This is a genomic window from Gottfriedia acidiceleris (genome assembly GCF_050457485.1).
In the GTDB taxonomy this organism is placed as follows: Bacteria; Bacillota; Bacilli; order Bacillales; family Bacillaceae_G; genus Gottfriedia; species Gottfriedia acidiceleris_D.
On record NZ_JBCMJM010000010.1, the window covers coordinates 56,013 to 68,025 of the forward strand.

At 33.4% G+C, this 12,013-nt stretch carries 10 protein-coding genes and 1 other annotated feature; of the genes, 8 read left to right on the plus strand and 2 right to left on the minus strand.

The genetic code is table 11. The features are described from left to right. Positions 1–43: 43 nt before the first annotated feature. Positions 44–260 (plus strand) — a binding site (T-box leader). Positions 261–339: 79 nt separating this feature from the next. From leuS to ABEY15_RS11845, 3 genes are all read left to right on the plus strand, one after another. Beyond that, positions 340–2,757, plus strand: coding sequence for a leucine--tRNA ligase (leuS, locus tag ABEY15_RS11835; RefSeq protein WP_429890264.1), 2,418 nt, complete (start codon positions 340–342; stop codon positions 2,755–2,757). Positions 2,758–2,966: 209 nt separating this feature from the next. Next, entirely contained in the window at positions 2,967–3,266 is a 300-nt protein-coding gene (locus ABEY15_RS11840) for a rhodanese-like domain-containing protein (RefSeq protein WP_069034725.1), read from the plus strand. A 201-nt stretch (positions 3,267–3,467) separates the two neighbouring features. Beyond that, positions 3,468–3,683, plus strand: a complete 216-nt coding sequence (locus ABEY15_RS11845; protein ID WP_069034724.1) for a DUF2553 family protein — start codon at positions 3,468–3,470, stop codon at positions 3,681–3,683. A 234-nt stretch (positions 3,684–3,917) separates the two neighbouring features. Here the strand turns inward: ABEY15_RS11845 and ABEY15_RS11850 are convergent, their stop codons facing one another. Then, positions 3,918–5,189, minus strand: a complete 1,272-nt coding sequence (locus tag ABEY15_RS11850) for an NAD(P)/FAD-dependent oxidoreductase (protein WP_429890361.1) — start codon at positions 5,187–5,189, stop codon at positions 3,918–3,920. A 151-nt stretch (positions 5,190–5,340) separates the two neighbouring features. On the opposite strand from ABEY15_RS11850, the gene ABEY15_RS11855 reads away from it, so the two are divergent. Then, positions 5,341–6,960, plus strand: coding sequence for a putative polysaccharide biosynthesis protein (locus ABEY15_RS11855; RefSeq protein ID WP_429890265.1), 1,620 nt, complete (start codon positions 5,341–5,343; stop codon positions 6,958–6,960). A gap of 203 nt (positions 6,961–7,163) precedes the next feature. Further along, positions 7,164–7,886, plus strand: coding sequence for a pseudouridine synthase (locus tag ABEY15_RS11860; RefSeq protein WP_069034721.1), 723 nt, complete (start codon positions 7,164–7,166; stop codon positions 7,884–7,886). A 156-nt stretch (positions 7,887–8,042) separates the two neighbouring features. Here ABEY15_RS11860 and ABEY15_RS11865 read toward each other — a convergent pair whose 3' ends face one another. Continuing rightward, on the minus strand, positions 8,043–8,243 hold the full coding sequence (locus ABEY15_RS11865) for a DeoR family transcriptional regulator (RefSeq protein WP_056473526.1): 201 nt from the start codon (positions 8,241–8,243) through the stop codon (positions 8,043–8,045). A 307-nt stretch (positions 8,244–8,550) separates the two neighbouring features. On the opposite strand from ABEY15_RS11865, the gene pepV reads away from it, so the two are divergent. The 3 genes from pepV to thpR all read left to right on the plus strand — a co-directional run bounded on the left by pepV (position 8,551) and on the right by thpR (position 11,821). Next, positions 8,551–9,954 (plus strand): dipeptidase PepV, encoded by a 1,404-nt coding sequence (gene pepV, locus ABEY15_RS11870; protein WP_429890266.1) that lies wholly within the window; start codon positions 8,551–8,553, stop codon positions 9,952–9,954. Positions 9,955–10,080: 126 nt separating this feature from the next. Beyond that, positions 10,081–11,268, plus strand: coding sequence for an MFS transporter (locus ABEY15_RS11875; RefSeq protein ID WP_429890267.1), 1,188 nt, complete (start codon positions 10,081–10,083; stop codon positions 11,266–11,268). A gap of 1 nt (position 11,269) precedes the next feature. Then, positions 11,270–11,821, plus strand: coding sequence for an RNA 2',3'-cyclic phosphodiesterase (gene thpR / locus ABEY15_RS11880; RefSeq protein WP_429890269.1), 552 nt, complete (start codon positions 11,270–11,272; stop codon positions 11,819–11,821). The last annotated feature ends 192 nt before the right edge of the window (positions 11,822–12,013 follow it).

Consider the following 12,013-nt stretch of genomic DNA (forward strand, 5'->3'; position numbering starts at 1 on the left):
CTTTTTCTTTGGTTATAATAAAATGGTATAAATTAAATCTAAATGATCGGCAATGATTGGGAATAGTAGTGAATATGAAGAGGTTTAGAGAGTTGACGGTTGGTGAAAGTCAATCCATTCTATTCATGAACTCGCCCATAAGCCACATTTGTGAACGGTTTTTACCAAGTAATAAATGTCGTGTTCCACGTTACGGAAACAAGTGAATGTATTTTTACATTAATTTGGGTGGTACCGCGGGAAATCCTCTCGTCCCTTTTGGGATGGGAGGATTTTTTTATTTGTAGACCGCTAGGGCCACAGCCGAGCCATTTATACATGAAAAAAGGAGGCAGTAATATGAGTTTTAATCATGGTTCTATTGAACAGAAATGGCAGAAGTATTGGTTAGAAAATAAAACGTTTAAAACAACTGACGATACAAGCAAGCCGAAATTTTATGCACTTGATATGTTCCCTTATCCATCTGGAGCGGGATTACATGTAGGTCATCCAGAAGGGTACACAGCTACTGATATCCTTTCAAGAATGAAAAGAATGCAAGGCTATAATGTACTTCATCCAATGGGGTGGGATGCATTTGGTCTACCTGCAGAACAATATGCATTAGATACAGGTAATGATCCAGCTGAGTTTACTGAAAAGAATATTAATACTTTCCGTAATCAAATTCAGGCTCTAGGATTCTCATATGATTGGGATCGTGAAATTAATACAACTGATCCTAATTATTACAAATGGACTCAATGGATTTTCGTAAGAATGGTTGAAAAAGGATTAGCTTATGTAGATGAAATTCCAGTTAACTGGTGCCCAGCTCTTGGTACAGTTTTAGCTAATGAAGAAGTAATCAATGGAAAAAGTGAGCGCGGAGGACATCCGGTTGAGCGTCGTCCAATGAAGCAATGGATCTTAAAAATCACAGCTTATGCTGATAGATTATTAGAAGATCTAGAAGAATTAGATTGGCCAGAAAGCTTAAAAGAAATGCAACGTAACTGGATTGGCCGTTCTGAAGGTGCAGAAGTTTACTTTAATGTTGATGGATTCGATGAAAAAGTAACTGTATTTACAACACGTCCTGATACATTATTTGGTGCAACTTATGTAGTATTAGCTCCAGAACATGATTTAGTTAATCAAATTACAACAGCTGATCAAAAAGATGCTGTAGAAGCATACATCGATTCAGTTAAATCGAAAAGTGATCTAGAGAGAACTGATTTAGCGAAGAATAAAACGGGTGTTTTCACAGGAGCATATGCAATTAACCCTGTAAATAACGAAAAGCTTCCAATTTGGATTGCTGATTATGTACTTGCAAGCTATGGAACTGGTGCAGTTATGGCAGTACCAGGACATGATGAGCGCGATCACGAATTTGCAGTTGAATTTAAATTACCAATCGTTGAAGTTGTTGAAGGTGGAGACGTTCAAAAAGAAGCTTACGCTGGAGATGGCAAACATGTTAACTCTGGTTTCTTAAACGGTTTAAATAAAGCAGAAGCACTTGAAAAAATGATCGAATGGTTAGATTCTTCAAAAGCAGGTGAGAAAAAAATTACGTATCGTCTACGCGATTGGTTATTCTCTCGTCAAAGATATTGGGGCGAGCCAATTCCAGTAATTTTCTGGGAAGATGGTACTATGACAGTTGTTCCTGATGAGGAATTACCATTAATTCTTCCGAAAACAGAAGATATTCGCCCAAGTGGTACTGGAGAATCACCATTAGCGAATATTTCTGAATGGGTTAATGTAGTTGATCCAGTAACAGGTAAAAAAGGAAGACGTGAAACAAATACAATGCCACAATGGGGCGGAAGCTGCTGGTATTACTTACGTTATATTGATCCAAATAATAACGAAGCAATCGCAGATTCTGAATTACTAAAGCATTGGTTACCAGTTGATGTATATATTGGAGGAGCAGAGCATGCAGTTCTTCACTTACTATACGCTCGTTTCTGGCATAAATTCCTTTATGATTTAGGTGTAGTTCCTACAAAAGAACCATTCCAAAAGCTATTCAACCAAGGAATGATCTTAGGGGAAAATAATGAAAAAATGTCTAAGTCTAAAGGGAACGTTGTAAATCCTGATGATATCGTTGCTAGCCACGGTGCTGATACATTACGTTTATATGAAATGTTCATGGGGCCATTAGATGCATCAATCGCTTGGTCAGAAAATGGATTAGATGGTTCTCGCCGTTTCTTAGACCGAGTATGGCGTTTATTTGTTACAGATAATGAAGAGCTTTCAGATAAAATTGTTGATGGTGTTACTTCTAGCAGTCTTGAAAAAACATATCACCAAACAGTAAAGAAAGTAACAGAGGACTTTGAAGGTTTACGCTTTAACACTGCAATTTCACAAATGATGGTGTTTATTAATGAAGCATATAAAGCTGACCAATTACCTAAAGAAATGGTTGAAGGTTTTGTAAAATTAATAGCACCAGTTGCTCCTCATATCGGTGAAGAACTTTGGAGTAAGCTAGGTCATAGTGATTCAATTGCATATGCTACATGGCCAGCATACGATGAAGCTAAGCTTGTAGAAGACGAAATTGAAATCGTAGTACAAATTAATGGTAAAGTAAAAGCGAAATTACTTGTTGCAAAAGATGCTTCTCGTGAGCAAATGGAGCAAATTGCATTATCAGACGATGCAGTTAAGGAACAAGTTGAAGGTAAAACTGTTCGAAAAATCATTGCTGTACCTGGTAAATTAGTAAATATCGTTGCTAACTAAATAGTTAATTCGAAAAAACCTCATTTGAGGTTTTTTCTTTGTTTATTATTGCTTTTTTTACCACCCAAGTCCCTTTTAAGGGTAAGTAAATTTCGAGTTTTTGCTTTTTTACTAGCTCATCCCCCAGAAAAAGGTGGAAAGAATTAAACTTACTTTTTGCATAGAAAATAATTAGTTGTTAAGATGTTGCTATAAAGAAAGGGTGAGCAATGATGAATACGATTTCTGCAAATGAAGTTAAAGAGCGTTTAGAGTCAGGAGAAACGCTATTTTTAGTAGATGTACGAGAGGACTATGAGGTTGAGTATGGAAAAATTCCGGAAGCAGTTCATATTCCTATGGGGCAAATTCCAAGCAAATTAGATGTTTTTAATAAAGAATTTGAATACATTTTTATTTGTAAGGCAGGCGTTCGTAGTGAGAATGTTTGTGAGTATTTAAATGAGCTAGGCTATAAGGCGATCAACATGGAAGGTGGAATGATGGCCTGGGAAGGCGAGATCAAATAAAAAAATTTTATCTGTATCGATATTTTGTCTACCTACTGAAATCCAACGTTTTTGTTGGGTTTTTTTATTTAATTGGTTTAATTTAGGCTAATGTTTTTTGGCATAATGAATATTAACAACGTGAGTTATGACATATATTAAAGTAGAACCTCATATATTTTTTCATTGAGGTCTTTGCTTGTTAGAAAGGAGGGGGTTGATTTGCCTAAAACATTAAAAATTGATATTACCGATAAAATAATTGGTAAATTTAAAGATGGGCATATGGAGTTGTATTCTTCAAAGTATTTAATTGGAAAGTTTTACTTTAAAGACTTAAAACAATCTTTCCAATTGGCAGATGGGTATGTTGAAGAGGATGGACGATTCTATTTATTAGTGAACTTGCAACACGAACAATCGAACGCTCGCCTTTGACCTTAAATTAGGGACGGTGGATTTGTGCCAAAGAAAAATATAATAAGCGAAAAGCATAAGTTAAAACTAGAAAATCAGTTTGATTGTTTTTCGAATACAACTATGGCAATAAGTTTGGGGAATAACAGTTTAACTTTTATAAATTTTCTTAAGAATCAATCCTTATGCTTTTCTATATGTAAAGTTTATAGGACCTAGCGAAAAAATGTATTCGTTCGGTCCTTTGTTTATTTCTTAGAAATTCGTTTGAGAATATTCTGCAGCTGATGCTCCTGCTAATCTACCAGTTACCAAAGCAGCGGTTATGTTATAGCCACCAGTGTAACCATGAATATCTAATATTTCTCCACAAAAATAAAGACCATTCATGATTTTAGATGACATTTCTTTTGGATGAACTTCCTTTGTTGAGACGCCACCGCCTGTAACGAATGCTTTTTCAATAGAAAGAGTTCCGTTTACTACAAATGAAAAGCCCTTAAATAATTGGACAAGCTCTCTTAATTTCAAAGTAGCAATTTCATTACAAGGAGTTGCCTCATCAATTTCGCATTTTGAAAGCAGAAATAGTAAATATCTTTCAGGTACATAACCTTTAAGAACGTTCTTAATCGCTTTTTTAGGTTCTTCTTTTAGAATACTGTTTACGTCTTGGAATAGTGATTCCTCGTTTTGCTCTGGGAAACAATCAATCGCCATCGTTACATTTTTTGTTTTAAACTTCTGTTGTACTTTATATACAAATTGGCTACATCGTAGTGCGGCAGGGCCTGAAATTCCAAAATGAGTAAAGAGCATGTCCATTTTATGGGCTATTACTTTTTTGCCTTTTGGATTTAATACACTTAATTCTATGTCTCTTAAAGCAAGGCCTTGTAATGATTTATTTTGAATAAAATCTTCACTTGAAGTAATAGGTACTTCTGTTGGAAAGAGTTCAGTTATTGTATGACCAGCTTTTTTTGCCCAAGCATATCCGTCACCTGTCGAACCTGTGTGTGGAACAGATTTACCGCCTACCGCAAGGACAACACTTTTTGAGTGAATGACTGTTCGATCATCCAATATGATTCCTACTACTTTACCATCTTCATAGAGTACGTCTTTAACAGTTCGATTGGTCTGAATATCTACATGATGTTTTTTTAGTTTTTGCATTAATGCATTTAATACTGATTTTGAGTCATTTGATACAGGAAACATTCTCCCGTGATCCTCTTCTTTTAATGCAACCCCCATGTTTTCAAAAAACTGTATGATATCCTCGTTATTATATATAGAGAATGCACTATATAAAAATCGGCCATTTCCAGGTATATGTTTAATAACTTCCTCTATAGGTAAGCGATTTGTTACGTTACAACGACCACCACCTGATATAAGGAGTTTTTGCCCTAATTTAGTTCCTTTTTCAAGTAAAAGTACTTTAGCTTTGTTTTCAGCAGCGCTAATTGCAGCCATCAGACCAGAAGTTCCGCCACCAATTACAATCACGTCATAAACCATTATTTCACTACTTTCGTTACAAATTTCTTTTAGTAAGTTTACCATTATTTCAAGTAAGCTCCAACTTCTTATCATTTTTTAATTTTTTCTTTTTATATGATATGGTAAGATAGATTAGTTAGTTTGATCGAGAATTGGTAGGAGGCAGTTTATGTCAGATTCAAAGTTGCTACGAGGTACCTTCATATTAACTGCTGGTACGTTTTTAATAAAATTTCTAGGAATGATCTATACATTCCCTTTTTATGCGTTAGTTGGTTCAAAAGGGTCTGCATTATATAATTATGGTTACGTTCCATATACATTGTTCATCAGTATAGCTACTGCAGGTGTTCCGTTGGCTGTAGCAAAGTTCGTTTCGAAGTACAATGCTATTGAAGAATATGAAACAAGTAGAAGGCTTTTTCATGCAAGTCAGCTACTCCTAATATGTACAGGTATATTTTCGTTTTTAACGTTATATATCATAGCACCTTATATCGCACCTCTTATGATTCCAAAAGATACAAAAGGTAATAGTGTAGAAGATGTAGTTTCAGTTATGCGAATAGTAAGTACTGCATTAATATTAGTACCTTCTCAGAGTTTATATAGAGGTTTTTTCCAGGGGCATCAATCAACAGGCCCAACTACTGTATCTCAGTTAATTGAACAAATTGTACGTATTGTATTTACTCTAGTTGGAAGTTATATCATTCTAAAAGTTATGGGTGGAACCATTACTCAAGCAGTAGGGTTATCGACGTTTGCAGCTACAATTGGTGCTGTAGGTGGTATTTTAAATTTACTATGGTATTGGAGAAAGCGAAAAGTTCATTTAGATGAACTTCTTCCAAAATCAAAAGGATTAATCTATCCTACTAAATTAGAAATGTTTAAAGAATTATTTTCTTATTCAATTCCATATGTCTTTGTTGGACTTGCTATCCCGTTATATCAATTAGTGGATCAGTTTACTTATAATAGAGCAATGGAAGCAATAGGATTAAAAGATATTGCAGAGAATACTTATGTAATGTTTTCATACACAAGTCACAAACTAGTTATGATTCCTGTTTCATTAGCAACGGCATTTGGTTTAACACTTGTTCCTGCTATAACTGAAGCATTCGTAAATAAAAATCATAAAAAGCTACAAAGTCAAATTACCCAAACCTACCAGGTTGTATTCTTCCTAACTCTTCCTGCTGTAGTAGGTATCTCAGTTTTGGCTGAACCAATTTATAGTGCATTTTATCAAAAAAGTACACTTGGTGGAAGTATACTAGGCTTTTATGCTCCAGTAGCTTTATTGTATTCACTTTTCACAGTAAATGTAGCCATTTTACAAGGGTTAGATAAACAAAAATATGCGATTATTGGTTTAATAGGTGGAGTAATATTAAAAATTATTTTAAATGTACCATTAATCCATTTATTTAAAACATATGGCGCGGTATCAGCGACCGCATTAGGCTATTTATTTTCAATCGTATACAATTTCTATTATATTCGTAAAAATGCGCAGTTCTCTTTCAATAAAGTATTTAGAAGGATCATCTTTATGATTATCTTATCTGGCTTAATGGCTGGAGCGGTTTATGCTGTAGAATACGTATTAGGATTCTGGTGGACTTATAAAGATGGTCGAATGATTTCAATGTTCCTTGTCATAATTGGAGCAATTGTAGGGGCTATTGTTTATTTAGGGGTTGCATACAAATTAAACTTATTTGAAATTATTTTAGGAGCGCGTTTAAAGAATCGTTTTAAGTTTGGAAAAAGAGGATAAAAATATATGGTGAACCTTCTTTTTAGTGGTTCACCTTTTTTTACACATTAAGAGTGTTTAAATTGACAGCGGAGAGGAAAATGACGTAGAAGCTGATTTCACGAATTAAGTATTAATGCAACTACGCCTCTGACTTCGCTAAAAAAGCTCGCTAATCGGCGAGTTTTCTTAAACTTTTATTTAGAAAGAAAAGGTGCTAATTAATGAGAATTGATAAAATTTTAGCCAATATGGGATATGGCAGTAGGAAAGAAGTAAAGTCTTTATTAAAACAAGGTGTTGTAAAAATTGGTGATAATGTTGTAAAAAGCCCAAAAGAGCATGTTGATATTGAACAGCAAGTTGTAACGGTTAATGGTGAAGTAGTAGAGTATAAAGAGTTTGTTTATTTAATGATGAACAAACCACCAGGTGTTATATCTGCTACAGAAGATTCGGAGCATGAAACTGTAATCGGATTATTAGAATATGAAGATATCATTTTCGAGCCATTTCCAGTTGGACGTTTAGATAAAGATACTGAAGGATTGTTATTAATTACGAATGATGGTCATTTGGCACACCAATTACTTTCTCCTAAAAAACACGTACCAAAGAAGTATTATGCAACGATTGATGGAGTAGTAACTGAAGCTGATATTAAAGCATTTGAAAAAGGCGTAACACTAGAGGATGGTTATTTAACAAAACCTGGTTATTTAACAATTCTTAAATCCGGAGAAGAATCTGAAATCGAATTAGTTATTATGGAAGGTAAATTCCATCAAGTTAAAAGAATGTTTGAAGCAGTAGGAAAGAAAGTTACTTACTTAAAAAGACTTGAGATGGGTCCTTTAAAGTTAGATGAAGATTTAGAGTTAGGTGAATATCGAGAATTGACTGATGAAGAGATTGACCTATTAAAGTCGGTTAACGAAGAGAAATAAAGCGTTACGTATAAATTAGGTTAAGATGAATCAAAATGTAAGCATAAAGTTTAAACGGATATCAACTAATATATTCTTAATTGAGAGCCAAAAGAAAAACAAAAACCCTTGATTAGACGTCAGACAAGACAATCATAGGTTTTTGTTTTTCTTTTTTTACGAAGAAGCTTTTACTTTTTTCCCTGTTACGGCCCATTTTCCCCTACTTGGACTATAAACTAGATTATTAAACTCTAAAATGTTTAAATCTCGTTGGATTGTTCTAGGTGTAATACCAAACTCCTCCACTAGGTCTTTTGTAGAAACGGTGCCATTTTCACTAATGTACATGTAAATGGCTTTAATTCGAGTCAGCATTCGAGAAGTTCCAGAATTCAAAAAACCACTCCTTTACCTACCGCATTGTTTCATAACAGGTTAGTTAAGTATATTACTAGTTAAGCTTATATTTTCATTTTACTCTTTTTCAGTAGTTTCATAACGAAATTTATGAAAATAATACAAAAATTTAATGAAAATTTGCGCAAACGTAATCATTTTGCAAGTTTAAGGTAATATATTCTACAAAGAGTGTCATATTCCTTCTTTTTTCGTTCCATTTATTAATAAATTATGTTTAAATTTTAAAAGGTGATAAACTGTTTATATTAAAGGAGGTATTTCTATGACACAAATTAATTGGATGGAAGAAGTTTTAAAACGTAAAGAAGATTATTTAAAGCAAACGATTGAACTTCTTAATATTGAAAGCGTTTATGATGAGGCGACAATTACAAAAGAAGCACCTATGGGTAAAGGTATTAATGAAGCACTTACATACATGTTAAATTTAGGTGAAAAAGACGGGTTTATTCCAAAAAATGTTGATGGATATGCTGGTCACTTAGAAATGGGAAGCGGCGAAGAACTAGTAGGAATTCTTTGTCACTTAGATGTTGTACCTGCTGGAGATGGCTGGTCTCATGATCCATTTGATGCAATTATTAAAGATGGAAATATTTATGCACGAGGCGCAATTGATGATAAGGGTCCTACAATGGCCGCTTATTATGCAATGAAGATTGTTAAAGAATTAGGTTTACCAATTAATAAACGCGTACGTATGATTCTTGGAACCGATGAAGAAAGCCAATGGCGTTGTGTTGATCACTACTTTGAAAAAGAAGAAATGCCAACAATGGGCTTTGCACCTGATGCAGATTTCCCTATTATTTACGCTGAAAAGGGAATATTAGATATTAATTTCAAACAAATGCAGTTAAATGAAGATAACGAGAGTGAATATAAATTAGTTTCATTCTCTTCAGGTAGAAGAGTAAATATGGTACCTGATTATGCAAAAGCGATCGTTTCAGGACCAAACTTTGATCAAGAAGCATTTACAAAACATGTTAGTGAGCTAGGATGTAAAGCTCAAGTTTCTGAAGAAAATGGACACCAAGTTTTAGCAGTAGAAGGCGTTTCAGTACATGGAATGGAACCTGATAAAGGTAAGAATGCGGGTATTGCATTAGCAAGCTTCTTAAATCAATTTGAATTTAATGTTAATGCTGATCGTTTCTTAAAGTTTATCGTTGAAAACTTCAAAGGTGACTCTCGTGGTAAAAACATTGGCGTTGCGTTTAATGATGATATTACTGGAGATTTAACAATTAATTTAGGAATTATGCAATACGATGAAAATAATGGTGGTTCATTTGGATTAACTTTACGTTATCCAGTGACAACTGATATTGACTTTGTTATTTCAACACTTACTGAACGTGGAAGTAAATATAGCTTTGAATTTAATGAAATTAAAAATTCTAAGCCTCACCATGTTCCAAAAGATCACCCATTAATTCAAACTTTACAAAAAGTATATGAAGAGCAAACGGGTGAGGAAGCAACATTGTTAACAATCGGTGGTGGCACATACGCACGTTCATTAAGTGCAGGTGTAGCTTTTGGACCATTATTCTTAGGGAAACCGGAAGTAGCTCATCAAAAAGATGAATATGCTGAAATTGATGATTTATTAAAAGCAATTTCAATTTATGCACAGTCGATTGCTGAATTAGTTAAGTAATTATAGTTTTAGACTGATTAAACGACTCGATTTTTTGAGACAATAAGGTAAAGCGAGCGTTTTTCGTTAGTAAGGGGAGAAAATTTCCTCCCCTTTTTTATGTATTTTTTTAGGAGTTGAGAATTTTTGAACACATTACAAGCACGTAAAAATAGTATCTTACTTATTTTTAAGGGCTATTATTTTTGTTTATTTTTTGCAATAGGATCGCTAGGACCTTTACTTTCTTCTTACTTTAAAAATGTGTTGGATTTATCAACTTCACAAATTGGAATATTAATGTCTTTAACACCAATCGTTGCTATTTTTTCACAGCCTCTATGGGGAATGGTTAGTGACATGACGCTTAATCCTAAAAAAATGTTGCTTATAGCGCAAATCTCCACAATCGTAATTGCACTTTTCTATTCTACAATCACTTCGTATGGCATGCTTTTATTTGTTGTTATCATGTTATCGATGACACAAAGTGCTTTAATTCCTCTTTCAGATAGTATTGCACTGAATTTTGTCCAAAAAATTGGTGGGAATTACGGAGCTATTCGATTATATGGCTCAATTGGTTTTGCATTTGCTGTATTAGTTTCGGGAAGATTAGCTGAAGTTTTTGGTTTAGTCATTATATTTTTCGTATTTGCTTTTTGTATTCTAGTCGGCTTAGGTATTTCAATTTTTATTCCTAACGCTACGACAATCAGCAAAAGGGAGCCAATCTTAAAAGGAGTCCCGATTTTGTTATCTAATAAAAGATTTTTATTATTTTTAGTTTGTGCCTTTTTAGTTTTTGGACCAATTAGTGCAAATAATACTTATTTCGGTTTATATATTCAATCTTTAGGTGGAACATTAACGGGTGTTGGTATTGCATTTCTAATTTCTGCAGGTAGTGAAGCACCATTTTTGCAAGTAGCCAAGAGATTAATTGATCGTTTTGGGATATATAATATATTAATTGCAACCGCTTTAGTATCGGCTTTAAGATGGTATTTTTATTTTACAAATCCTCCGATTTCGATTCTTTTTTTATCTTGTCTTACACAAGGACTATCGGTTGGATTATTTATTCCAGCAGCTCTCCAGTTTGTAAGAGATCAAGCACCGGATTCTTTAAAAGCAACTGCTGTTACAATTTATTCTGGTTTAGGCTTAGGGTTGGGAGAGTGGTTCTGTACTTTCATAAGTGGATTTATATCAGAGGCATTTTCAATTAAAGCAATTTATATTTTATTTGGATCTCTTAGTATAGTTGCAGTTGGAATCATGCAATACTTAAAAAAGGATTCTAACATAAAAGATAAAAAGGAGATTGCGTAATTTGAGTGAACATTATTTTCTTGCTGTTCCTTTGCCAATACAAATAAAAGAAATTTTAGATGATTATTCAAAAAGATGGTATACAAAATTACCTTTAAAGAAATGGACTTTTAAAGATGATTTTCATATTACTTTATCATTTTTAGGTCCTGTTACATATACAAAAAGTGTAGAGCTTATGGATCAACTACAAAAAGAGCTTATCGATTTTAAAAGTTTTGATTTGTCGATTCACCAGTTAGGTATTTTTGGGAGTACAGTACAGCCACGTGTATGGTGGTTTGGTTTAGAAAATAGTGTTGAATTATTGGGATTACAAAATAGAATTAGTAAGATTTGTGAAGAAAGCGGTTTTTCAATTGATAAACGACCATATAATCCTCATATTACAATCGCAAAGAAATATAATGATAGGTTCGATAAGGAATTTGAAATCCCACTTAGTTGGGAAGAAGAACCTTTAAAGTTTAAAGTGAATGAAGTCATTTTATATAAGATTCAACCTTCCCAAAAACCAAGTTACCATATTGCTGAATCCATTTCATTAAAGTAAATAAATATTATTTAAAAACTTGAACAAATTGGTTAGATATAAGAAATATTTGAAGAAACTAACGAATACTTTCAGAAGAAGCATGAAAACGGAATGGTAACATCATTTTTGTTTTGAATCCAATTTAACTCTTTGTGAATATACTAATCATATCGATTTAATAAATAATGAAAATGCGTGTTTTTATTTAAA